We start from the raw sequence: 23519 nt of genomic DNA, 5'->3' as shown, positions 1-23519 counted from the left end.
CCCTCAGGCCGCTTTCGCCTGCTTCAGCGCCTCGATCAGAAAACCTTCGACGCCGGATGCGAGGATCTGCACCCCGATTGCGAGCAGGATCAGGGCAGCGAGACGGCTGACAATCCGCGCGCCCGTCACACCCAGCATCGCCACAACACGTTCGGCATAGGCATAAACGATGGCCACCACGACAGCCATGGTCGTGGCCGCAGCGGACACACCGAGATAATAGTCCGCCGTCGGCATATGGGGCGGCGTTGACGAACTCAGGGCAATGGCGACGGAAATGCTGCCCGGCCCCACCGTAAACGGCATTGCCAGCGGAAAAAACGCCCGCTCCCGCAGATCCGGCGTCGTTACGGTCCGGCCGCCCTGAAGCGCCTGTTTCTCCTTGCGGGCTTCGGACGTTTCGGGCTGCAACAGCATCACCCAGGCACGGGACGCCACCACAAGGCCGCCGGTGATTCGCAGGGCATTGATCGAAATGCCGAAAAACCCGAGAATCCAGCTTCCGAACCAGATGGACACCAGCATGATGCCCAGAGAATTCAGCGCCACCTGACGCGCGAGTTCAACGACTTCGCGGCGCTCACGCCCTTCCGTGGCCTGCGCGAAAATCAGCGAGGCTCCAAGCGGATTGATGATCGAGAACAGCGCCGGAAAGGCAATCAGCCAGCTGCTGAGCGTATTTCCCAGCCCGGGCGCCATGCTCATGAGCCTGTCAGCCCCGATACAGCCTGAGGCTGGCGCTTGCGTGCCAGCCGTTCCTCACCCTTCAGAAAAGCCCGCAGCATCCGATAATCCTCGGAAAAACAGCATACCGTCCCGGCTGTCCTGTCTGGACAGACCGTCAGTCCCAGATCGTTATAAACGGCCATCAAAGACTGGCCAACCTGTATGAAAGCGAGCTTGCAGCCTTCCTGCAACGCCAGATCCCGCAGTCGCCAGATGGCAGCCACACAGTTCCGTTCGGAGCCCGCGGGATCGCCCAACCCGATAATGAACTGCCCCGTCCGCAGGAACGGGATGGCCGCACGCCCAGCTTCATCCAACAGCAACCCCGTCGGACGGCGTGCGCCCAGTTGAGGGAGCGCATGGGCCAGGCTATGGTAGCGGCAGGCGTTTTCGGCCGTCCAGGCTTCGAAGCGGATCCGCGTCCGGCGCATTCCGCGCCACAGAACGTAGAATCCGCACAAGGCCGAAAAACCCAGAAACCAGCGCCCGACAGCCGTATGGGCATCATAGATCATGGAGCGCCACCAGATCGGCCCCAGATGCCGCTGCACCGCAACCCAGCCCACCCCCATGAGCCCCAGTCCCCACAGCGAGAGTGGCGCTAGCGTAGCTGGCGTCAGCGGGGCAGTCAGAAGATGTGCCCGGCGATAATAGCAGTTCCGGAACGGCAACAGCAGCAGCATCACGAGCGCTATGACAACCGGTCCTTCCCACGGTGCATGACGCAGGATCAGCAGCAGAACCGCCGCCCCCAGCATCCCGAGGGAAAATTTCCAGGCCAATGCCACACGCTGTGACAGCCCCCAGGAGAGCGCCGCAAGCCCAACGCCAACCACCGTCAGCAGAAGATCTGCAATCTGTGACACCGCTGCCCAGAAGGACGTCTGCAGAGGCGGCAGGTCCGCCACCAGCGCATACAGCAGCAGCAGGAGTCCGACGACAGCCTGCACGCTTGTCGCCACCGCCACCGAAAAATCCGCTTCCGATTCCCGAATGACCTGACTGGGCCTGACCCTGCGCGGCGTCTGTCCGGCCGAGACCAGAGCCTGCTCTCCCCGCAGGAACAGTTCATGCCCCGCGAACATCAACCCCGCAATCAGAAGGGGGATGATGTAATAGAAAAGCCGGAACACGAGGATCGCGCCCATGATCTGCGACGTTGGCAGATAAGCCTGCAACGCCAGCAACATGGCCCCATCAAAAACGCCCAGTCCCCCCGGAACGCTCGCCATCAGGCCGGCCGTGTAAGACGCAAGATAGATCGCCAGAAAGGTCCCGAACCCAAAATGAGCTTCCGGCGGCAGAGGCGGCAGCACGCAATACGCAATGAGCGCCGTTGCCGCCATGTCCGCTGCACTGACCGCGATCTGAGCAATTGCAATCCCTGGTCCCGGAAGCTCGATCTCGTATTTCCAGACACGGACATGCCGCCGAACGCGTGACACCAGCACATAGGCCAGAAGTACGCCCCACAGCCCGAGCCCGACAAATCTCAGCAGAAACGTCGGCAGATGCATCAGAACTGGCACCGCGTGTGGCTCGATAATCAGGATTCCCCCAATTAACGCCATCGTGCCGAGCAGATAGGTCGCGGAGCAGAAAGCAATGATCTGCGCGATTGCACCCGGCGCCACACCCCAGCTCCGGTAGAGCCGGAAGCGCACCGCCGCCCCTGAAATCGCTGCACAACCCAGATTGTGGGACAGCACATAAGAACAGAACGCCGCAAACGCGGAGCGCTGATACGACACGTCCGCCCGGACATGCAGACACGCCAGCCGGTCATAGAAGGATAGAATGAAATACGACAGAACCGTCGCGGCCCCACCGGCCAGCAGCGCGGAATCCGGAATGGCGCTCAGGCTCGTGGTGATGTCATGCAGCGAAAGATGTCGCAGTTCCCGCCAGATGACGACCACAGCCGCCATCAGCAGAACCAGCCCCACAAGAGCCGGCGCGCGCGACAGGAGAACCTGCCAGCGTCGTTTCGACAGGCTGGCGTCCTCACACCCGCAGTCTACGGGATCTGTCTCTACCGCTGCGCATACCGCGTCTTTCACGGACGGGGGCTGAGCGTCCGGCGACCGGAGTTCCAGCCTCTTGTCCCCCGGTCTTTTATCTTTGGGCGCGCCCACGGCTCAGCCCTGTACAGGCTCTTCAACAGGCCGCACGAGAGCTTCCCTAATCAGGCCCACCGTTTCCGGCAGCCCGAACAGGGAGGCGAAAATCCCGAAACGCGGCCCTTCGGTCTGCCCGAGCAGAACCTCATACAGGCACCCGAACCACGACCGCAGCTCGGACTTCTCGAAATAGCGCTTTCCGACTTCAAACACGACATCCTGCACGTCGCCCGGCGGCGTTTCCGGCGCGAGCTTTGCCAGTTCGTCCGCAAGATCCACGAGCCCCTTGCGCTCGGTCTCGGTCGGCGCGCGATAGGTCTTGTTCGGGTAAACCTGCTCCTGGAAATACGTCAGCGCACAGCGCACCAGCCGATCCACATACGGATGCGTCTCGGGCGACAGCGTCGGATCATAGCGGCGCAGGAACTTCCACAGCGTCTCGGGCTTGTCGGCATTGGCCACGTTCGCAAGGTTCAGCAGCGCCGTATACGAGACCGGGCTGGTGTCCTGCGGACGGATCGTCCCGCCGTGAATGAACCAGACAGGATTGGCCAGCAGATCCGGCCCTTCCTGCGTCTCGGCTTTCTGCACGAGCGTCAGGTAATCATCCGTCGCGCGCGGAATGACATCGAAGAACAGGCGCTTGGCCCGCGTCGGCTGTTGGAACATGTACTGCCCCAGACTTTCCGGCGTGCCGTAACGCAGCCATTCCTCAACCGACAGGCCATTGCCCTTGGACTTGCTGATCTTCTGTCCCTGCGCATCGAGGAACAGCTCATAGGTCAGACCCGCAGGCGGTTCCTTGCCCAAAATACGGCAGATCTTCGAGGACAGCTTCACACTGTCGATCAGATCCTTGCCGGACATTTCATAATCCACGCCCAGAGCATACCAGCGCATGGCCCAGTCGGCCTTCCACTGCATCTTGGCATGACCGCCCAGAACGGACGTCTCGAACGTCTTGCCGGTCTCGTCTTTCCAGACAACCGTGCCGGCATCCGGATCAACCTTGATGATCGGCACCTGCATGACCTGACCGGTTTCGGGATGGATCGGCAGAACCGGCGAATAGGTCGCGCGGCGCTCCGGACCAAGCGTCGGAATAATGGTCGCCACGACTTCGTCATGGACTTCAAGCATCCGGCGCAGGGCCGCATCGAACGTGCCGTTGGTGTAATACTGCGTGGCGGACGCGAACTCGTATTCAAAACCGAAACTGTCGAGGAACTGGCGAAGACGCGCGTTATTATGCGCGGCAAAGCTGTCATATTCGCCAAACGGATCGGGAACCCGTGTCAGCGGCAGGCCAATATGCTTCGTCAGAAGCTCCTGCTGCGGCACATTGGTCGGCACCTTGCGCAGAGCATCCATGTCGTCAGAAAATGCCAGCAGACGCGTCGGACGGCCTGTCAGTGCCTCATAGGCCTGACGGACCCAGGTCGTACGGGCCACTTCGCCGAACGTGCCGATATGCGGCAGGCCCGACGGGCCATAGCCCGTTTCCAGAAGGGCCGGAGCCTGTTCTGAAGCCTCTCCGGCAGCGTCAGACGCGCGCGCATCCAGGCGCGCGGTGATTTTTCGCGCCTCTTCGAACGGCCATGCTTTCGGAAGCGGCGCGTCAGGAGAGAGGGACGGGGCGATAGGTGTCTTGGATTTCTGCATGATTACAGGAAAAGGTAGGGAGACACCTCTTCCCGGTCAAGCAATACGACACATTGCGGTTTCACTCAGAGGCGTCCATTGTATTACGAAATATTTCAATGACTTTTCCGCGCTTTCTAACCCCTTGCAGACAGCCAGCTTTCACGTTCCGTTCGCAAAACCCGCAAAACATCCTCGCCGGATTTTTCCCTACCCGCTACACTAGCCCCAATGCCCCGCGCCCCCACCTTCCTGTCGCCATTCGACGCTCCGGCCCTCATCGCCCGTCGTGGCCTGTCGTCCCTTCTGACGCCGGATGGCGAGTTGCTGGACCTGACGGCAGAAGAAACGCGCGAGCGCCTCACACAGCTTCCCCCGCCTCTTCTTGTTCACGGCCCCGCTGCACTTCGCGCGCTGGACCTCTCCCCGCTGTCCCAGCCCGTACCGTGGTTCGACCTGCTGGACCTGTTCCTGTTCGTCCGCCCTGCCACGACCGTCGCCCCTACCCCGCGCGGACTGGCCCTTGCTCTCGGAATTGAACCGCCCGAAACCATCGGCGCGGACCTCCTCCCCATCCTGTGCGAAACCCTGCTCGACGAACTGCGCCACAAGTCCGAAACGCCCGAAGGCACCCGTCTGCGCGCCCTGATGGTCCCTCTCACCCGCGCCGGATGGGCCTGGAGCGGCGAGGTCACGGACATTCTCGGAACACCGCGGGACACCACGGGCGCCCACCCTTACGAAGCCATCCGCATCTGGAAGCGCCTGCCGCGCTGGGAAGAAACCGCCCCGCGTCCCGCGCCCGGAAGCCAGCCCGTCTCACCCAACGCCGCCCGCCAGCGCCTGCGTGAGATCCTTGGAGAAAACGCCGAAATCCGCCCCGGTCAGGCCGATTTCGCCTCTGTCGCCACGGCCGCTTTCGAGCCGCGCGAAAGCATCGGCTCCCCCAATGTCGTCCTCGCCGAAGCCGGAACCGGCACGGGCAAGACACTCGGCTATATCGCGCCCGCCAGCCTCTGGGCCGAACAGAATGACGGCGCCGTCTGGATCAGCACCTATACCCGCCATCTCCAGCGCCAGATCGAACAGGAACTCCGCCGTCTCTATCCGGGTGAAAAGATTCTTCGGGAGAAAGTCGTCGTCCGCAAAGGCCGGGAAAACTATCTGTGCCTGCTGAACATGGAAGACCTGCTCAACGTCGCCAGTTCCCGTGGCCCTGACGGTTACGCCGCGCTCCTTCCGATGGCCCTGCTCGCCCGCTGGGCCGAAGCGAGCCGCGACGGGGATCTCATGGGCGGAGACCTTCCCGGCTGGTTCGGCGAACTCTTCGGGCATGGCACGCTTTTTGGCATCGCCGATCGACGCGGCGAATGCATCCACGCCGCCTGCCCGCATTATCAGACCTGCTTCGTTGAACACGGAATCCGCCGCGCCCGTCAGGCCGATCTGGTCGTCGCCAACCACGCCCTCGTCCTTTCACAGGCCGCCTGGGCCGCACTCGCCCCGCCCGGCCTGCCTGACGAGGACACGACGCCCACGCGCTACGTCTTCGATGAAGGTCACCACATCCCCGACGCAGCAGACAGCGCCTTCGCCACGGCCCTCTCGGGCCTCGAAGCCGCCGAACTCCGGCGCTGGCTGCTCGGTGCCGAGGGCAGCCGCTCCCGCGCCCGTGGCCTGCAACGGCGGCTCGATGATCTGGTCGAACGCCTCCCCATGATCGACACCCCGCTTCACGCAGCGCTTCAGGCCGCAAGAAGCCTGCCCGCTCCTGGCTGGAGCACGCGCCTGCGCCCCGAAGCGCCGCCTGAAGAAGATCCGGATTTTATTCCGCCGCCCAGCGCACCTGCCCTGCTGATCCCCGAGGAACCCGCGCCGGAAAATCCGTCCGAAGCCTTTCTCCGTGCGCTGGACCACCAGCTCCGTGCACGCCAGACCAAGGATAGCCGAGACGGCTATATTTCGGCGGAATGCGATCTGCATCCCGTCAATAATGAGGTCGCCGCAGCCTCCGAAACCCTCAGCCGCGCCCTGACGCGCCTGCGTGATCCGCTGAAACTGCTGACCGACCGCCTCGCCGCACAGGCCGAGGACGACGCGGAAATGGACGCCCCGACCCGCCAGCGCATCGAGGCCATGATCCGCACTCTGCACCGCCGCGCCATCAGCCGCCTGTCCGGCTGGATCGGCATGCTGGACGCGCTTCAGACGCCCCCCGAACCGGACGCCACCCCCACCTTCGTGGACTTCATCCGCACCGAACGCCTTCCTCGCACCCGCGCGACACAGGGCGATCATGACATCGGCCTGTACCGGCACTGGCTGGACCCGACCATTCCCTTCGTCTCAACGATCCAGACACCCGCCCACGGCCTGCTCATGACGTCCGCCACCCTGCGCGACCAGACCGGCCATGGAGATGCACAGAACGAAGCAAGCTGGCACGCGGCCGAACTGCATCTGGGCGCCACGCATTTCCTCAAGCCGCCTATCCGTGCCTCGGTCATGAGTCCGTTCGACTACGCCACGCAGACGCGCGCCTATGTCATCACGGATGTTTCGGTCGAAATCCCGTCACTCGCCCATGCCTTCCGCGCCCTGTTCGAAACCGCAGGCGGCGGTGCGCTCGGCCTCTTCACGGCCATCCGCCGCCTGCGTGAAGTCCATCGCCGCATTCACGAACCGCTGGAAACGCAGGGCTTTCCGCTCTACGCCCAGCATGTCGATGCGATGGACAACGCCACCCTCGTAGATGTCTTCCGCACCGAAACCCATAGCTGCCTGCTGGGAACAGACGCCATGCGCGACGGCGTGGATGTCCCCGGCGAAGCGCTGCGCATGGTCGTGTTCGAAAAGACGCCCTGGCCCCGACCCGACATCCTGCACCGTGAACGCCGCCGTCTGCTCTCTGAAGGTCGCCCGGGCGATTACGACGACCGCATCACCCGGATGCGCCTGCGACAGGCATTTGGCCGCCTGATCCGGCAGGGGAATGATCGCGGCGTGTTCGTGATGCTGGACCGCCGGATGCCCTCACGTCTCCTCTCGGCTTTTCCCGACGGCGTGGACGTCCGCCGCATGTCCCTGGCCGATGCTCTGGAAGACATCACCCGCTTCCTGCACCCCGAGGAGCAGGAAAACGAACCGCCCCTCCTTCAGGGCTGACCCAGGGGCTGCACGGAATGCTGCGCCAGGCTGCGCATGCTGGTTGCCAAGCGGTCCCGAAGCTGGTGCAGTTCCTTTTCCTGCTCCTGCGCCCGCTCGGCCGCGAGTCTGTCGTTCTGCGCCATTTCGCCCAGAGCCTGCGTCACCTTATCCGCCGCCTGCGCCAGCGCCTCCATCTGCCGCGGGCCTACACCCCGACTGGAGGCCGTCGTCCGCGCCGCATCCAGCGCGCCATCCGCCACAAGCCCAAGGATTTTGCGATCCGCCTCGTTCAGTGCATCGCGCGCCGTGGCGGCATTACGGTTATCCACCTGCCCCACCGCCACCGCACAGGCTGCCTTCAGATTGGGAATGGTCTTCGTCAGCGCCGAATGCAGCGCCATGATCCGTGCTTCCGCGGCCTCACGCGTGCTCTTGATCATCGGAATGGTCAGGGCAGCCCGCATCAGCCCTTCACGCTGCTCGCTCAGATGCCCTGAAAAATTCGCCAGACGCCCGCGCAGTTCCATGACCTCGGCAGCATCCACAGGGTCCTGCGTTTCCATTGCGTGCTGCCGCAATGCCTCGACTTTCCGCTCGCCTTCTTCCAGCGCAAGCTGGCCGGCCGCGATGTCGATATTCAGCTCCCGCACGCCATGCCGGAGCGCCTGATACATATCCTCGAACGACGTGATGTTCCGTTTGAGATCCGCAATCGTGACCCGCGCCTTGGCTTCCTGCTGATCCATCAGAGCATTGAACTTCTTGCGGTTCTCGGCAAACCCGCCGAGCGCATCTTTTGCGCCACCCAGCAGTCCACCCATTTTCGCCAGAAACCCACCCGGAGCCCCACCTTCGCCCCGTGCCAGCTTCTGCAGATCGCCGATCCGCAGGATTTTCACACCATCCAGAACGCCTGCCGCAATTTCTCCGACCGCATCGCTTTCACCCAGCGTCCGCCCCGCAAGCATCCGGTCTGAAACCTTCGCAAGCTCCCCCAGCGCACCCATGCCATGCGACAGAAGCGTATTCAGATCCGCAAAATCAATCGTCCTGGCTCGTCGATGCGCCTCTTCAACCATATCCGCCGGCAGACGGCTGATCTCCACCAGCCGCGGAAAAGCTGGCATCGGCTCCAGCACCGCAGGCACAGCCCCAGTGGTAGCCGGAGCCTCAACCTTCACAGGAGCGGGCGCAGGCTCGTCGGCATAGAGGTTGCTCAGATCCAGAGGTCTGGTCTCGTCAGCACTCATGTCAGTCATCCAGCGTCAGGGTGAAGGTGGGGTCGATACGGAAATTCGGGTCCGGCTTTCCAGTGTCATACATGGCCGTTCCGATGGCCAGAAACTCCACGATATGGTCGCCCCAGACATGCGATTCCTCACGCAACGTCGTCCCGATGATCTCATTGGCCCCGACTTCCGCTGCATGGGCCGACATCCGCTCCATCGCGTGCTCGCGAGCCGTGTAATAGGCCTGCGTAAACAGATCGAGCTCCACGCACTGCATAGCCTGCTTGAGCGTCGTCATCAGGCTCCGGCGCGGAATATGCTGCACGCAACAGCCCAGAACCAGATCCAGCGGCCGCCGCCCGGACCGCAGCGCCAACGCAAAATCCTGCCCTGACAGATCAGACGTGAACGGTCGTCCGTCCGGACGCCGATATCCCGGATGTCCCTCGGCATGCACGATGGCTGTTCCGAACGCCCGGAACTCCAGCATCCCGCTATCCGCAAGCTGCGAAATCTCCAGCCGCGTTCCCACGATCCCGTCCGCGCCAAGCTGCTCGGCCTCTTCGCGCATGATTTCGACCGCTTTCTCACGCGCGCCATACATCGCCCCCGTCAGATCCGTCAGTTCATAGGACGTGTTGCGGAACTGCGTATTGGCCTGCACCTTCCAGATGCTGTTCCCCAGACACAATCCCAGCGCCCGGAACCCGGCCTGCTCAACAACCAGCAGTTCGCGCACGCTGAAATCCGACGTCGCAACCCGCCCGCCAGCAGCCCTCACAGGCGGCATCGCACCACCCTGCACGGGTTCTGAAGCACCGCTCCCACCCCAACCCGGAGGAAGACTGTCAAAACCCGGAACCTGATCAAAGATGCCCATGGGAATCCCGCTGCAAAATCCAAAAGAACACGAGACCGCTAAAAAAGCGCCTCAGAAAAGATCATTTAATCCGTCAAACAGGCCACCAAGCCCCTCGGCTACTTCGCTGACGACTTCACCGCCGACCTCAAGCCCGAGAACGGCCGCTTCAACGCGCCCTTCCCCCGCCTCGTCCTCAACTTCAATCCGGTTGGAGACTCCAGCGAACAGGGGGCGGTGCTGCATGCCGGTCCGCACAATATCCTCCAGCCCGCAGACCATGGCGGGCGAAACCGCACCGTGCCCACCAATCCGCCGATACCCGAGGATACTCACAGCCGCCCGGATCTGGATCGACCGCACAACACCCCTCTCCGACCGAACAACCAGTCCAACCGTCTCATCATGCCCCAGTGCGCCATCCCAGTTCTGACACATCGGATCGTTCCGCAGGCTCTGTGTCGCCGCATCCCGCGCGTCCCGCTTCGCCTGCGTCAGAAGCGTGCTCTCCCCAATGCTCATCGCATCGAAAAAACCTTCCAGAAGCCCCGTATACCGGACCTCTTCCCACGTCCCGACGCCATAGCTCACCGGCACGATCCCCGCCGAGAGCGCCACATCCAGCGTCGCCGCATTCCACGGCATACAGAGCAGCACACCCAGGCGTTCAAGCTGTGGCACCCGTACGGCCTCGCCATGCAGCATGAACCCCAGCGCGCCGCCATGATGCTCAAGCCGGTACCGCAGGTTTAGAACCGCATCCGCACCAAGCGCCCGCGCCTGTTCGCGAATCCTGTCCGCCGCCGTCCGCCACCCGGCTTCATGCACGCCCTGCCAGCCCATCCCGGACTTCCACCAGGTTTCGGCATGAACATTCCCCAGCGGCGCAATGGCCATGGACGGCGTCAGAAGTGCCTGCCGCACCGATCCCAGACGCACCAGAGGGCGCACCCGGCCATCAAGTTCGTGAAACGCCCGTGCCTCAGTCTCTTTCTTTGAACTGGAAGACCACGGAAACAGGCGCATCATGGCCGGAAATCCGTCAACTCCGCAGCCGCATGCCCTTCGCCGGAAACGGCCAGCCCGGCCTCATGGATTTTCTGACGCAACTGCGTAATCCAGTCCCGGACCGGAACCGCCTTGCGGCTGATGATCACGCCCCGCACCTCGTGGGCAATTTCGGCCACGACCCCGGCCCCGTCTCGCCGGAGCACGAAAACCCGCGTTTCAAACCTGAGGGAAAGATCCTCGATCTCGACCGTTCGCTTCAGCCATCCTCGTGCCCTGCGCGTCACGGTTGCCTGCCGTGGAAAGGCCTGCTCACAAAACGCGGCGAACTTCTCCAAAAACCGCTCCCGGCCGCCTTCCGCTTCCCGGATCAGTGCCGCAAGGTCATCGATCGTCCCGGTCATGAGCCCCTCTTCGACATCCCTGTTACACTTCGACAGGTTTCATGCCGCGTCAATCAGGAAATTCCGCTTTCGAAAAGTTCACATAAAAAAAGCCCCCGGTCGCAATGACCGGGGGCCTTTTAGGACCAGAGGTCCTGGGCGTCACTTAGACTGACAGGATCAGAAGTTCATGCCTGCCTGCAGGAAGAAATAACGTCCCTGATAGAAGCTGCCATAGGTCGCACCGGCGCTGTTATCCACACCGCTGGCTACGAAAGGGGGCTTCTTGTTGGTGATATTGTTGATGCCGCTCTCGAAGTTCCACTTCTTCCAGCGGTATGCGAGCGTCAGATCCTGTTCGATCATCATCGGCGTCTTGTAACGACCCGCTGTGGCGGAGGTCAGGAACTCGGACTGGTCGTTCCAACGCATCCCACCGATGAACTGCATCATGTAAGTCGCCGTAAATGCACCATGGGTCCAGCCGAACGTCGCATAATCACGAACGCGCGGAATGCCATAGGACGCATTGGCATTGTTCGGACCACCAGCATACAGCAGGGCGCCGGTGTAGTTTGTGAATGCCCCACCCGGAACCAGCTGCTGCGTGTAGTTCAGCAGGTACTGGAAGTTGTTGGATACTGACAGGATGTCGTGACGCGCAACACGGATATGATAGTCGAAGTCGAAATCGACGCCGCTCTCATGCAGCGCGCCAGTGTTCTGGTTCGTCGCAGAAACCGTGTTGATCTGACCATTTGCCAGGCGGTTCACAGTATTGCAAAGCGAGGAGTTGGTCCCCGTGTAGCAACCGTCCAGAATGTACTGCGTCGGAAGCGCGCTGATCGTGTGGTTGACCGAGTAGTGCCAGAACTCACCGGAAATGGAGAGATTCGGGATCCAGCGCGGCGTGATGATCGTACCGAACGTGTAGGTCCGCCCGATCTCAGGTGCCAGATGCGCATTACCACCACCCAGCGTCGGAACCTGACCTGTACCAGACTGATGGAACGTGGAGGTGTTGATCCCCTGCTTGGCGCAGGTTGCTGCAACCGTTGCCGAAGCCGCTCCATAAGTTCCAACCTGAGCCGAGTCACAGGGATCGTTGGCAAGGTTGTAGCTAAGCGACTGACCGCCATACAGCTCATAGACGTTCGGCTGGCGATAGGACGTGCCGATCGTACCACGGAAACGGATGTCCTGCGTCGGAGCCCAGTTGATGGACGCCTTCCAGTTCTTCGCCGTATCAGACGTCGTGCTGTAGCCCGACGCACGACCCTGCGCGTCGATCGTCAGATCCTTGGCAAGGAAAACGTTCTTCAGCAGTGTTGCCTTGGCTTCCGCATAACCTTCCGTCACGTCAAAGCCGCCGCTGGTCGGAAGAACCGTGTTGGTCAGGCTCTGCCCGCTGCTGATCAGCTCGTCAGGCGTGTTGGTCAGCTGTTCGCCACGATGTTCGAAACCAAACGCCATTCCCAGATCGCCGCCGCCCTTCCAGGGCATCGTCGTTACATGGTTGTTGTTGATGCGCAGGTTCCAGTCACGAAGCTGGTAATGCGAATGAGTATTCGTGTTGTAGTTAACGTAGGAAGCTGCCTGCTTGCCCATCGTTCCGAACGGATTGCTGCACCCGAAGGACGGGCAGACCGACGGATTATAGACCAGGGCACTGGCCGAGTTGGACGGATCAACCTGCTGCAGACCATAGGCGTTCAGCAGGTTCGTGTACGACCCAACATTCTCCAGATGGTCCGTCGACATATTGGAACCGTAGGTATACGACACGTCGTAATCCCAGCCATAAGCGATCGCACCGTTCACGCCCACCTTGGCGGTAACCGTATCGGTGGCGTTCTCGTCACGGCGGTCACCGAGCTCCGTCAGACGCTTCGTGATATCGACATCCTGACCAAACGGATTGTTTGGATCATTCGCCGGCACCGTGAGCACGGACGGCAACGTGCTGGGAGGAACAGAACCGTCAAACGGCTCGGCTGCCATGTAGCTGGAGCTGGTCCGATGTGAATACATCACATTGGAATATAGATTGGCATGACGGTTGAACTGGTAGTGGAAATCACCCGAAAGGCTGGAGTTCTGGAGCTGGTTGATCAGGCTCTGGTGCTCACCATACGGGTAACGATTGCTCGCACCCCAAGTGCTCACTGTCTTGCCATCCGGTGCCACAGCAGCATTCAGGTTCGTTGTGCTGCTCTGGACATGCGTATAATTGGAGTAGCCGGACCCGAAGGTTTCACCACCTGAACCTACCGGATTATCCGTCAGCTGCACGGGGTTGGCCCAACCGCGATTACGCTGCATGACGCCACCCTGCGTCATATACTGACCGAACAGCGTCAGGTTACCCTTGTCATGATCGAAGTTCCAGCCCTTATAGGCCGAGATCATACCCGTGTCGTTATCACCATGACCAGTGATGCCACCGCGGATGGTGATGTTACCGTCCGACAAGTCATGACGCATCTTGATGTTGATGACGCCCGAGACGGCATCGGCGCCGTAAAGCTCGGAACCACCATCTTTCAGGATTTCGACACTGGCGATCTGCTGGACCGGCAGGGCGTTCAGATCGATACAGTTCGTCTGACCGTTCAGCGTCGCACGCTTGCCGTCGATCAGGACAAGTACGCGGTTCGAACCAAGGTTACGGATATCGGTGCAGGAGGCGCCGCCCGTACCGTTGGTTTCAGAGTTGTTCGTACCCGTTCCACCGATGGACGGAATACGCGCGAAGAAGTCGCTAAGCGTCGTCGCACCAGTCTGCTGGATCTGCTTTGCAGTCACGATCTGGACAGGGTTGGCGTTCTGGTTGTTGGAAGAGGCCAGAGCCGATCCCGTAACAACCATACGCTCGCTGCCACCCGAGACACCCTGCGCTTCAAGAACTTCAGCGCGACGACGGCTGGAGAAAGCCGGGGCCGTCGTGGCAACCGGCACGGCGACGGACGAGGCAGCAACCGGAGCGGCAACAGCAGGCTTTGCAGTCTTGGCCGCAGCCGTCGAAGTGGTGGCCTTGTGATGCACAGCCTTGTGGGAACGGTGCTCCGGCTGTGTCGTGGAAGCGGCGAAAGCCGTCCCGGACAGGGTCCCAACTCCGAGAATTGATGCACACAGCAACAGGTGGCGACGAGATGTGCTCATCAAAGAACAAGATCCTTCAAAAGAATGTTGTCCCCTCTCTAAAGATCTCGGAGCGTTACTGTCACGAAAAATACATACCTGCCATGCTTTCAGAGGGCACTTGAATGCAACACGTGTGATAAATGCAACAGTTATACCCAGCCCGGGTTTTTCGTTTGGATTCAGCAACTAAATAGTTATTTAAAAAGCCCCTGACCCGCAGGCCAGAGGCTTTTTTGCAACATGTCAGGACACTCCCGCCTCTTCCGTGGAAGAGACAGGAGACGGACCGGACTTCGATCAGAAGTCCATGTCGCCCATGCCGCCCATGCCACCCGGAGCGCCGGCCGGAGCCTTCTTCTCAGGGCGTTCAGCAACCATGGCTTCCGTCGTGATCAGCAGACCACCAACCGAAGCGGCATCCTGCAGGGCCGTACGCACAACCTTCGTCGGGTCGATGATGCCGGCTGCAACCAGGTCCTTGTACTCACCCTTCTGGGCATCGAAACCAAAGACATAGCTGTCGTTCTCGAGCACCTTGCCAGCGATGACAGCGCCGTCTTCACCGGCGTTGAAAGCGATCTGGCGCAGCGGAGACTGCAGAGCCTTGCGAACGATCTCGCCACCGACGCGCTGGTCATCGTTGTCGAAGGTCAGACCCTTCAGAGCGGACGATGCGCGGGCCAGAGCCGTGCCACCACCCGGAACGATGCCTTCTTCAACGGCAGCACGGGTTGCGTGCAGGGCATCGTCAACGCGATCCTTGCGCTCCTTCACCTCGACCTCGGTGCTGCCACCGACGCGGATGACAGCAACGCCACCAGCCAGCTTTGCCAGACGCTCCTGGAGCTTTTCGCGATCGTAGTCAGACGTCGTTTCCTCGACCTGCGCACGGATCTGGTTGCAACGGCCCTTGATGTCGTCGCTGTTGCCAGCACCCTCGACGATCGTGGTGTTTTCCTTCTCGATGTGGATCTTCTTGGCGCGACCCAGCATTTCGAGCGTGACGGATTCCAGCTTGATTCCGATGTCTTCGGAAATTACCTGGCCGCCCGTCAGGATGGCGATGTCTTCCAGCATGGCCTTGCGACGGTCACCGAAGCCCGGAGCCTTGACGGCAGCGATCTTCAGGCCACCACGCAGCTTGTTCACGACCAGCGTGGCAAGGGCTTCACCATCGACGTCTTCGGCGATGATCACCAGCGGACGGCCGGACTGCACAACGCTCTCGAGAAGCGGCAGCATCGGCTGAAGCGAAGAGAGCTTCTTTTCGTGGATCAGGATGTACGGGCTGTCGAGATCAGCCGTCATCTTTTCCGGGTTCGTCACGAAGTACGGGGAGATGTAGCCACGGTCGAACTGCATGCCCTCGACAACGTCGAGCTCTGTGTGCAGACCCTTGGCTTCTTCAACCGTGATGACGCCTTCGGAGCCAACCTTCTGCATGGCAGAAGCAATCATTTCGCCGATTTCGGTCTCACCGTTGGCGGAAATCGTTCCGACCTGGGCGATCTCTTCCGGAGACGTGATCTTCTTCGTGTTGTTCTTCAGCTCTTCAACAACAACGCCAACAGCCTTGTCGATGCCGCGCTTGAGATCCATCGGGTTCATGCCAGCGGCAACAGCCTTGGCGCCCTCACGGATGATGGACTGGGCCAGCACGGTTGCGGTCGTGGTGCCGTCGCCTGCGATGTCGTTCGTCTTGGACGCGACTTCACGGACCATCTGGGCGCCCATGTTCTCGAACTTGTCAGCCAGTTCGATTTCCTTGGCAACCGACACACCGTCCTTGGTGATGCGCGGTGCGCCAAAGCTCTTGTCGAGAACAACGTTACGACCCTTCGGGCCGAGCGTCACCTTGACGGCATTTGCGAGGATATCAACGCCGCGCAGCATACGCTCGCGGGCATCAGCGCCGAACTTTACGTCCTTGGCAGCCATAATTCTTACTCCTGAATGAGGTTTTTACGAGAGGAAACGGGGACGGCTGATCAGCCGATCACACCCATGATGTCGCTCTCTTTCATGATCAGCAGCTCTTCGCCGTCGATCTTGACCTCGGTGCCGGACCACTTGCCGAACAGCACCTTATCACCAGCCTTGACGTCCAGAGCCACGATCTGGCCCTGCTCGTTGCGGGCACCCGGGCCGACGGAAACGACTTCGCCTTCGGTCGGCTTGTCCTTGGCGGTGTCAGGAATGATGATGCCGCCGGCGGTCTTCTCTTCGCCCGTCAGGCGACGGACCACCACGCGGTCGTGAAGGGGACGAAACTTCGTCATGGATCGCTCCATTATTGGTCACACCCTTGTAAAAAGCAGCATGACCGGGTTGCTGCACTCAATGACTGCAGTGCATTTGGCACTCTCACATGGAGAGTGCCAAAGATATAGGCGCCCAACCCGTTTCCGTCAAGGTTTCCCGCTGCCATCTCCGGCTGGCTCGGAAGAAAGTTTCCGTCCGTCAAGCAGGCTTTTCAGCCGTTGTTTTTCCATGTTTTCCGACATTTTCTGTCCCTTGGTCCGCCCATGCAGACGGCGGTTCGCATCCGCGGCCTTTGCATCCTCGGCACCCTTGCGGCGTTTGCGTTCCCGGCGGAGATTGATGACGTCGCTCATGGCTCATGGCCTTTCGGGCATGACAGGACTGGATATACAGACATGAAACACAGCCCAACGGACAAGAAAACCCCCGTGACAGGCCAGATGGTCAAGCTGACGGCTACGGACGGCCACAGCTTCGGTGCCTGGGAATCCGGCTCGGCGGAGTCGCCGCTCGCCCTTATTGTCTTACAGGAGATTTTCGGCCTCACCGACCATATCCGCAATGTCTGCAACGACTTCGCGACCGAGGGTTTCCACGTCATCGCTCCGGCGGTTTTCGATCGGGCAAAACCCAACGTCGTTCTGCCTTACTCACAGGCCGGCGTGACGGAAGGTCTTGAACTCCGCAGCCAGATCCCGTCCGAAAAGACGCTCGCCGACATCGCCACCTGCGCGAAAGCCCTGCACGACGCAGGGCACGAAAAAGTCGGCATCATCGGCTTCTGCTGGGGTGGCCTGCTCGCCTGGCTGACGGCGACCCAAACCCATGACGTGAACGCCGCTGTAAGCTGGTATGGCGGCAGCATCGGCAATCATGTCGAAACCGCACCGCACTGTCCGGTCGAACTGCATTTCGGCGGCGAGGATTCCTCCATCCCCCATACCGAAATCCAGAAGATCCGCGACGCCCGTCCCGAGATCGAGGAATATGTCTACGACGACGCCGGTCACGGTTTCGGCTGCCCCGAACGGCCAAGCTTCAACCGCGAAGCCCGTGATCTCGCCTGGTCCCGCAGCGTCGAATTTCTGAAAACACATCTCGCCTGAAGCGCACCCCCGACACGATGACACAGACTGTCGCAAAACCGTGGAAGGGGTCTATAATGACGACAGGCCCGGCGAATACCGCACCGGATCAGACAGGAGTTTCAAGATGAGCACCAACCCGCTCAAAGACGACCCCAAGCACGATGCCGCGATCCGTCACGAAGCGCGCCTTCTGTGGGAAGCCGATGGCAAACCGGCCTGCGGCCCCGAAGGCTATCTCGAAAAAGCCGCCGACCTGATCGCCATCAAAGGCGTGCCGCAGGGCACTCCGGTCAAGGATCTGCCGCCGGTAGAACTGGACGGCGTTGAAATCGACGATGCCCGTGCAGGCATCGACCTGAACGCAGACCCGAACCATAATTTCGACTGATCCATGACATCCGCCGCGCCCGCTTCATGCTGGCGCGGCGTTCAGCAGAGCCTCAGCCCTGCTTCAGAACACGCCCGGCCACGGCATCGAGCTTGGCCACCAGCTTCGGATCGCGTGCGGCCGGGGCCGTGATGATCGCATGATCCAGCGCCCGCTCGGCCGTCAGATCTGCAGCGCGCTTCTTGCCCAGCACCGGAATGACCGCCTTCACAAGACGGCGTGCATTCTCTGCATTCCCCGTCATGACCTTCACGACAGCCTCAACCGTCACGCTGTCATGCTCGGTGTGCCAGCAGTCGAAATCCGTGACCATCGCAACGGTTGCGTAATTCATCTCCGCTTCGCGTGCGAGCTTGGCTTCCGGCATGTTCGTCATGCCCACAACCGAACAGCCCCAGGACCGGTACAGCTCGCTCTCGGCACGCGTGGAGAACTGCGGCCCCTCCATCACCAGATACGTCCCGCCCCGTGTAAACGGAATACCAAGCGTAGCTGCTTCGCCCTGCACCACATCCAGCACTCGCGCCGAAACCGGGTCCGCCATGCCGACATGCGCCACGCAGCCCGTGTCGAAGAAGCTCTTCTCACGTGCGAAGCTGCGGTCAATGAACTGGTCCACCAGCACGAAATGCCCCGGCGGCAGCTCTTCCTTGAGCGAACCCACGGCCGAAAGTGACAGAATATCCGTCACGCCAGCGCGCTTGAGCGCATCGATATTGGCGCGGAAATTCAGGCGTGACGGCGGAATGGGATGACCCCGCCCGTGACGCGGCAGGAATACGCACTGCACGCCCTCGAACGTCCCGAACAGCAGTTCGTCGGACGGCTCGCCCCAGGGCGTTTCAACCCGGCGCCATTCCTTGTTTTCGAGTCCGTCGATATCATACAGCCCCGAACCACCGATCACACCGATGACGGGCTGGATTTCCTGTTCCGAAGACATGTCTGTTCCTGACTGTTGGTTAATCCGCTCTGCCCGTTCTGGACCACGAGAACGCCCCGCGCGCAAGCCTTGCCCGCAACGCACGTCCCCTCCTGCCTCCGGAGAAACATTTTCATAAAAACCCGACGTTTTTACGAAATGAAAATGTCTTTGCGCCATCGTCCCGCCACGGATGGCCGCCACCAATGAGCGTCCGTCATGCAACAGCCAACTGTTCGGCGACGGCGCGATTTGCTAGGACACTGCGCGTAACGAAGTTTTGTCCTGTATAGACGGGGGAAGAAAAAATGGACCAGATCAGCCCCGGTTTCGCCGAAACCGTTCGTCCAGACGTACCTCACGACGCCCTCAAGCAGGACGCCAAAGCCTGGTTCGAAACCCTCCGTGACCGCATCTGCGCGTCATACGAAAAACTCGAAGACGAAGCAGCCGAAGGCGGTTCGCAGGTCCTGCGCGACCGCACCGCCCCCGGCCGCTTTGAACGCACCGTCTGGAACCGCCCCGAAGGCGGCGGCGGCGTCATGTCCGTCATGCGTGGTCGCGTGTTCGAGAAAGTCGGCGTCAACGTTTCAACCGTCTGGGGCGAATTCTCCCCCGAGTTCCGCAAGAACATTCCTGGCGCCGATGAAGACCCGCGTTTTTTCGCAACCGGCGTCTCCCTCGTCGCCCATCCCTGCAACCCGCATGTGAGCGCCGCGCATTTCAACACGCGCATGATCATCACGACGAAGGGCTGGTTCGGCGGTGGTGGCGACATCACGCCCATGTTCCCCGACAGTGCGGAAGCCCGGTCTGACGCGGATTATTTTCACAAATCCTTCGAAGACGCTTGCAACCGCCACGATCCGGAGCACTATCCCCGCTTCAAAGAGTGGTGTGACCGCTACTTCCACCTGCACCACCGCAACGAACCACGCGGTCTGGGCGGAATCTTCTACGACCAGTTCTTCACTGGCGATGAAACTCTCGACTTCGCCTTCACGAAGGACGTCGGCATGGCGTTTCACGACGCGTACCCCGCTGTCGTACGCCGCCGCATGTTCACTCCCTGGACCGAAGCCGACCGTGACGCCCAGCTCATCCGGCGCGGCCGCTATGTGGAGTTCAACCTTCTTCACGACCGCGGCACACTGTTCGGCCTCAAGACGGGCGGCAATACCGAGTCCATTCTCATGAGCATGCCGCCGGAAGTGCGCTGGCCGTGAGACTGACCCGACGTGCAGCGCTGAAGGGGCTGGCGGCCCTTGGTGGAGCCGCTCCCTTCCTGACCCTTCCGGCCCGCGCCGGGACTCTGACGGATGTTCAGCTCCTTCTGGGCGGCACGCTCGCCTCCATCCCCGGTCAGTTCGCAGAACTTGCAAGTGGTGCCATCTCCCACGCGCTGGATCTGGCGACGCCTCTCGAACTGACCCCCGATATCGGGCAGGATGGCGTTCGCGCCGCAAACCTGTTCGACGCCAACAGTGCGCCCGACGGCAACACTGCCCTGGCGTTTCCGGGCGCTACCCTTCTGGCCTCCCTGACGGGCGATTCCCGTGTTCACTACGACTTCGGACGCTGGACTCCGGTCCTCGTGGCATCCACCACGACCGTCGTCATCGCCCGCGCCGAACTGCACAAAACCCTGCGCAGCCGCCTGACGGGGTTCTTCCACGACCATCCTGTCCGCCTCGCCGTCTCCCGCATCGGGGGCCCGGAACTCAACGCGCTGATGGGCCTTTCTCTTCTGGGCCTGCGCCCCATTCCCGTGCCCGGCTATGTCGATTCGTCAAAGGCCCTGACCGCCCTGCACGAAGGCACCGTCGATGCTGTGCAGATTTCTCCATACACGCTCGACCGACCGCTGGATGATGTGCTCGCCAACCTGCCCGAAGGGACGAGCGCGATCTATTCCACCGGCGACCTGACCGACACGCATTCGACGACTATCCCCATTTTCATGGAAGCCTATCAGCAGGCCCGTCACCGCCCCCCCGAAGGCCCGTTCTATCACGCCTGGCAGGCCGTCTCCGCAGCAGCCGACACTGCCATGGCCATCGCATTGCCCATGCTGACGCCTCCGGAAATCGTCACACAGTGGAACCATGCCTGTACGGCTGCCACTGCGGATGCCGGCGTCAGACGCTGGGCCGAAACGCATCATTTCAAGCTGGTCACTGGCGACAACGCCGCTCCGTTCCTCTCACGCGCCGTCCCCGATCTGGGAGCCACGCTGGCCCTGCGCCGCTGGCTCGCCGTCAATACGCCGCGCTGGCGCGAAGGACAGGAAACCCGTCACCTCTGACAGTCTCAGCGGCGGCGCGTTTTCAGCAGGATGCGAACCGACCCATGATTGGCCGCATGGGGGTGCACGACGGCCAGAACCATGGACCGCAGATCCCCACGCTGGAGCCACAACGGAAGTTCACGGCGGATCAGGCCGCTCGTCTCCCCGCTTCCGAGCCCCGTCACAACCTCCACACAGCGCCAGTTCCGCACCCGTGCGCGCTGCATGAAATCATACAGCCGCTCAAACGCCTCCTGCACGACGTATCCATGCAGATCGAGCCGCGCATCAACCTTCATCTGCCCGCGTGACAGACGCTTCCAGCTCGTATCATCCAGCCCCGGCGCCCGTACGCCGACCGACAACTCCGCAGGACGGGACTTCGGCTTCGCGGATTGCACCGGCACGAAAGAGCGCCCCGTCACCACAGGCAGGGAGCGCGGCAGCTCCGCAGCGGGTGCAGGAGGTTCGACTTTCGTCACAAGACCCACGCGACGCGGAGAACGCGGAGAGCGCAACGGCCTGATATCACGGACAACCATCCGCCACAGCGTCGCCTCTTCCTCCCTCAGATCCCGCTTCGCCACACTGCCCTCACTTCCTGTCCGGCCGCCCATGTCCATCAGGCAATTCAGGCCCCGAGCATGTAACGGCTTCCACCACCATTGAACAATGTTCTTTCGGGACTTTACCCCCGCTGATGCGTTCACAGGCAAGGTTCCATTTATGGAAAGAACAGGCCCATGAGCCATCTGACACCGCAAGAGCGCGGCAGCCTTCCTGACAGCGCCTTCGCCCTGCCTGAAAAACGGGCCTACCCCATCGACACCCGTGCCCGTGCCAGTAACGCCAAGGCCCGCGCCACACAGGAATACGAACGCGGCCTGCTCACAGCGGAAGAGCGTGAACAGATCGACAAGGCTGCCGACCGCCGCCTTGCACAGGATGATTAGCCTGTCCGAAGCATTTCAGACGCATTCGTGCCAGAACGCGCCATTTTAAATTCACTTGACGTTAAGGACCATGCCGTCAGTCTCGGCTGCAACGCCAGACCGGCCCAGGACCGACCTAGGATTTTTCATGCCCCTGCCTCTTTTACGTAAATTCGCCCCTCTTCTCGCCAGCACGGCACTCTGCATCGGCACTCTCGCCAGTGCAGCCCATGCCGCAGCACCCTCAGGCGTCCAGAAGCCCGGAACAATCACCGCTTCGGCGCCGCTCGCTGCAGCCCTCGGCCTTCCGGACGCCGGACGCGCCCTGCGCATCACCTATCTCTCAACGAACGGCATTACCGGCAAGGGCCTCGTTCCCGTCACCGCCGAAATCATCCTTCCCCCCGGCCCTGCTCCCAAGGACGGTTGGCCGATCGTCGCCTGGGCACACGGCACTGTTGGCGTGGACGACAGCTGCGCACCGTCCCTTAATCCCTATAGCGATCGCAATAGCACCTATCTCACAACATGGATGAAGCGCGGTTTCGCCATCGTCGCCACGGATTATCAGGGCCTGGGTGGTCCCGGCACCCATGCCTATCTGGACACCCGCGTCGAAGCCTACAGCGTCCTCGACAGTGTCCGCGCTGCACTGACCAACGTGCAGGGCCTGCAAAACAAGATCATGATCGTCGGTCAGTCACAGGGCGGAGGCGCCGCCGTGGCCACCGCGGCCTATGCCCCCACCTATGCTCCCGAACTAGACATTCGCGGCACCGTGGCCACGGGAGCCCCTTACGTCACCCCCGAACTCCTTGGGGATCTGCTCAAAAATGCCGCCCATCCCGACGCAGGCTACAGCCCGCTCGTCGATTACGTCCTCTACCTTGCCACCGGACTGTCAGGACACGACCCACACTTCCGCCCCGAAGAGGCTTTCACCCCCAAAGCGCTGCCTCTCTACCGCAAAGCCGCGCATGAATGCCTGACCTCCCTGTCGCAGCAGACGCAGGCCGCTGGCCTGACACTGCACAACACGCTCCAGCCGACCTTTCTCAAGGCCATCAGCCCGGCACTGAAGGGCATGGAATTCCCGACCCTCAAACTGGCCCAGCCTCTCTTCACCGGGACGGGCACAGAAGACCGTGACGTCCCGCCTGCACTCCAGCTCGGGCTGGTTAAAGCTGCCTGCGCCGCAGGATCGCTCGTTCAGGCGCATCTTTACAAGGGTCTGAACCACAGTGAGACGGTCAACGGCTCTCTGGCAGACTCCGCAATCTTCACCACCGAAGTCATGACCGGTCAGCCTGTCCCGCCGCAGTGCAACCCCGTTCCGCAATAAGGCCTCCCAAATACCGCTCAAAAAAACGGCCCCGGATGATC

General features: G+C 61.5%; 20 protein-coding genes. 7 read left to right on the top strand and 13 right to left on the bottom strand.

All coding sequences use genetic code 11. The features are described from left to right. Positions 1 to 3: 3 nt before the first annotated feature. The 3 genes from A0U94_RS03690 to A0U94_RS03680 all read right to left on the bottom strand — a co-directional run bounded on the left by A0U94_RS03690 (position 4) and on the right by A0U94_RS03680 (position 4508). Complete coding sequence (locus A0U94_RS03690) at positions 4 to 705, bottom strand: MarC family protein (RefSeq protein WP_077802479.1); 702 nt, start codon at positions 703 to 705, stop codon at positions 4 to 6. After that, positions 702 to 2720 carry a lysylphosphatidylglycerol synthase domain-containing protein gene (locus tag A0U94_RS03685; protein WP_408735620.1) on the bottom strand — a complete coding sequence of 673 codons (2019 nt, stop codon included), beginning with the start codon at positions 2718 to 2720 and terminating at the stop codon, positions 702 to 704. Before A0U94_RS03685 ends, A0U94_RS03690 begins: the two co-directional genes overlap by 4 nt. Before the next feature lie 144 nt (positions 2721 to 2864). Further along, the gene (locus A0U94_RS03680) at positions 2865 to 4508 is read right to left on the bottom strand and encodes a lysine--tRNA ligase (RefSeq protein ID WP_077802477.1); all 1644 of its coding nucleotides are present in this window, start codon (positions 4506 to 4508) and stop codon (positions 2865 to 2867) included. Between the two features lie 210 nt (positions 4509 to 4718). On the opposite strand from A0U94_RS03680, the gene A0U94_RS03675 reads away from it, so the two are divergent. Then, positions 4719 to 7652 carry an ATP-dependent DNA helicase gene (locus tag A0U94_RS03675; RefSeq protein ID WP_077802476.1) on the top strand — a complete coding sequence of 978 codons (2934 nt, stop codon included), beginning with the start codon at positions 4719 to 4721 and terminating at the stop codon, positions 7650 to 7652. Here the strand turns inward: A0U94_RS03675 and A0U94_RS03670 are convergent. The 8 genes from A0U94_RS03670 to A0U94_RS03635 all read right to left on the bottom strand — a co-directional run bounded on the left by A0U94_RS03670 (position 7643) and on the right by A0U94_RS03635 (position 16872). Next, complete coding sequence (locus tag A0U94_RS03670) at positions 7643 to 8884, bottom strand: toxic anion resistance protein (protein ID WP_167369345.1); 1242 nt, start codon at positions 8882 to 8884, stop codon at positions 7643 to 7645. The genes A0U94_RS03675 and A0U94_RS03670 overlap by 10 nt on opposite strands. A 1-nt stretch (position 8885) precedes the next feature. Then, positions 8886 to 9743, bottom strand: coding sequence for a heavy metal-binding domain-containing protein (locus tag A0U94_RS03665; protein WP_077802474.1), 858 nt, complete (start codon positions 9741 to 9743; stop codon positions 8886 to 8888). 51 nt (positions 9744 to 9794) lie between these two features. Then, complete coding sequence (locus tag A0U94_RS03660) at positions 9795 to 10751, bottom strand: hypothetical protein (protein WP_077802473.1); 957 nt, start codon at positions 10749 to 10751, stop codon at positions 9795 to 9797. Next, complete coding sequence (locus tag A0U94_RS03655) at positions 10748 to 11134, bottom strand: hypothetical protein (RefSeq protein ID WP_062030798.1); 387 nt, start codon at positions 11132 to 11134, stop codon at positions 10748 to 10750. Before A0U94_RS03655 ends, A0U94_RS03660 begins: the two co-directional genes overlap by 4 nt. A gap of 159 nt (positions 11135 to 11293) precedes the next feature. Further along, entirely contained in the window at positions 11294 to 14275 is a 2982-nt protein-coding gene (locus A0U94_RS03650) for a TonB-dependent receptor domain-containing protein (protein ID WP_208611671.1), read from the bottom strand. Positions 14276 to 14554: 279 nt separating this feature from the next. Further along, a complete protein-coding gene (gene groL / locus A0U94_RS03645; RefSeq protein WP_077802471.1) occupies positions 14555 to 16195 on the bottom strand; it encodes a chaperonin GroEL in 1641 nt (546 codons plus the stop codon). A gap of 50 nt (positions 16196 to 16245) precedes the next feature. After that, on the bottom strand, positions 16246 to 16536 hold the full coding sequence (gene groES / locus A0U94_RS03640; RefSeq protein WP_062027127.1) for a co-chaperone GroES: 291 nt from the start codon (positions 16534 to 16536) through the stop codon (positions 16246 to 16248). Positions 16537 to 16665: 129 nt separating this feature from the next. Next, positions 16666 to 16872, bottom strand: coding sequence for a DUF4169 family protein (locus A0U94_RS03635; RefSeq protein ID WP_077803821.1), 207 nt, complete (start codon positions 16870 to 16872; stop codon positions 16666 to 16668). 42 nt (positions 16873 to 16914) lie between these two features. On the opposite strand from A0U94_RS03635, the gene A0U94_RS03630 reads away from it, so the two are divergent. Beyond that, entirely contained in the window at positions 16915 to 17625 is a 711-nt protein-coding gene (locus A0U94_RS03630) for a dienelactone hydrolase family protein (protein WP_244178060.1), read from the top strand. A 106-nt stretch (positions 17626 to 17731) separates the two neighbouring features. Next, on the top strand, positions 17732 to 17995 hold the full coding sequence (locus A0U94_RS03625) for a hypothetical protein (RefSeq protein ID WP_077802470.1): 264 nt from the start codon (positions 17732 to 17734) through the stop codon (positions 17993 to 17995). Between the two features lie 52 nt (positions 17996 to 18047). On the opposite strand, the gene A0U94_RS03620 is transcribed toward A0U94_RS03625, so the two are convergent. Next, a complete protein-coding gene (locus A0U94_RS03620; RefSeq protein WP_077802469.1) occupies positions 18048 to 18938 on the bottom strand; it encodes an S-methyl-5'-thioadenosine phosphorylase in 891 nt (296 codons plus the stop codon). Positions 18939 to 19225: 287 nt separating this feature from the next. Between A0U94_RS03620 and hemF the strand changes: the two genes are divergently transcribed. Both hemF and A0U94_RS03610 read left to right on the top strand, forming a co-directional pair. Then, positions 19226 to 20143, top strand: a complete 918-nt coding sequence (gene hemF / locus A0U94_RS03615; RefSeq protein WP_062033310.1) for an oxygen-dependent coproporphyrinogen oxidase — start codon at positions 19226 to 19228, stop codon at positions 20141 to 20143. Then, on the top strand, positions 20140 to 21222 hold the full coding sequence (locus tag A0U94_RS03610; RefSeq protein ID WP_062033313.1) for a type 2 periplasmic-binding domain-containing protein: 1083 nt from the start codon (positions 20140 to 20142) through the stop codon (positions 21220 to 21222). The genes hemF and A0U94_RS03610 overlap by 4 nt, the downstream gene beginning before the upstream one ends. Before the next feature lie 5 nt (positions 21223 to 21227). Here the strand turns inward: A0U94_RS03610 and A0U94_RS03605 are convergent, their stop codons facing one another. Continuing rightward, the gene (locus A0U94_RS03605) at positions 21228 to 21791 is read right to left on the bottom strand and encodes a Smr/MutS family protein (protein ID WP_244178059.1); all 564 of its coding nucleotides are present in this window, start codon (positions 21789 to 21791) and stop codon (positions 21228 to 21230) included. Between the two features lie 156 nt (positions 21792 to 21947). On the opposite strand from A0U94_RS03605, the gene A0U94_RS03600 reads away from it, so the two are divergent. Then, entirely contained in the window at positions 21948 to 22157 is a 210-nt protein-coding gene (locus A0U94_RS03600) for a hypothetical protein (protein WP_077802468.1), read from the top strand. Positions 22158 to 22284: 127 nt separating this feature from the next. After that, positions 22285 to 23478 carry a lipase family protein gene (locus tag A0U94_RS03595; RefSeq protein ID WP_077802467.1) on the top strand — a complete coding sequence of 398 codons (1194 nt, stop codon included), beginning with the start codon at positions 22285 to 22287 and terminating at the stop codon, positions 23476 to 23478. Positions 23479 to 23519: the final 41 nt, after the last annotated feature.

The organism is Gluconobacter albidus, assembly GCF_002005485.1.
GTDB classification, from domain to species: domain Bacteria; phylum Pseudomonadota; class Alphaproteobacteria; order Acetobacterales; family Acetobacteraceae; genus Gluconobacter; species Gluconobacter albidus.
Note: the sequence above shows the minus strand (reverse complement) of the source record. Positions and strands in the feature narration are given on the sequence as shown.

Coding starts and splice junctions, on each gene's coding strand:
- A0U94_RS03690 (WP_077802479.1), bottom strand. CDS start 705: ATGAGCATGGCGCCCGGGCTGGGAAATACGCTCAGCAGCTGGCTGATT.
- A0U94_RS03680 (WP_077802477.1), bottom strand. CDS start 4,508: ATGCAGAAATCCAAGACACCTATCGCCCCGTCCCTCTCTCCTGACGCG.
- A0U94_RS03675 (WP_077802476.1), top strand. CDS start 4,719: ATGCCCCGCGCCCCCACCTTCCTGTCGCCATTCGACGCTCCGGCCCTC.
- A0U94_RS03670 (WP_167369345.1), bottom strand. CDS start 8,884: ATGAGTGCTGACGAGACCAGACCTCTGGATCTGAGCAACCTCTATGCC.
- A0U94_RS03665 (WP_077802474.1), bottom strand. CDS start 9,743: ATGGGCATCTTTGATCAGGTTCCGGGTTTTGACAGTCTTCCTCCGGGT.
- A0U94_RS03660 (WP_077802473.1), bottom strand. CDS start 10,751: ATGATGCGCCTGTTTCCGTGGTCTTCCAGTTCAAAGAAAGAGACTGAG.
- A0U94_RS03655 (WP_062030798.1), bottom strand. CDS start 11,134: ATGACCGGGACGATCGATGACCTTGCGGCACTGATCCGGGAAGCGGAA.
- A0U94_RS03650 (WP_208611671.1), bottom strand. CDS start 14,275: ATGAGCACATCTCGTCGCCACCTGTTGCTGTGTGCATCAATTCTCGGA.
- groL (WP_077802471.1), bottom strand. CDS start 16,195: ATGGCTGCCAAGGACGTAAAGTTCGGCGCTGATGCCCGCGAGCGTATG.
- groES (WP_062027127.1), bottom strand. CDS start 16,536: ATGACGAAGTTTCGTCCCCTTCACGACCGCGTGGTGGTCCGTCGCCTG.
- A0U94_RS03635 (WP_077803821.1), bottom strand. CDS start 16,872: ATGAGCGACGTCATCAATCTCCGCCGGGAACGCAAACGCCGCAAGGGT.
- A0U94_RS03630 (WP_244178060.1), top strand. CDS start 16,915: ATGAAACACAGCCCAACGGACAAGAAAACCCCCGTGACAGGCCAGATG.
- A0U94_RS03625 (WP_077802470.1), top strand. CDS start 17,732: ATGAGCACCAACCCGCTCAAAGACGACCCCAAGCACGATGCCGCGATC.
- A0U94_RS03620 (WP_077802469.1), bottom strand. CDS start 18,938: ATGTCTTCGGAACAGGAAATCCAGCCCGTCATCGGTGTGATCGGTGGT.
- hemF (WP_062033310.1), top strand. CDS start 19,226: ATGGACCAGATCAGCCCCGGTTTCGCCGAAACCGTTCGTCCAGACGTA.
- A0U94_RS03600 (WP_077802468.1), top strand. CDS start 21,948: ATGAGCCATCTGACACCGCAAGAGCGCGGCAGCCTTCCTGACAGCGCC.
- A0U94_RS03595 (WP_077802467.1), top strand. CDS start 22,285: ATGCCCCTGCCTCTTTTACGTAAATTCGCCCCTCTTCTCGCCAGCACG.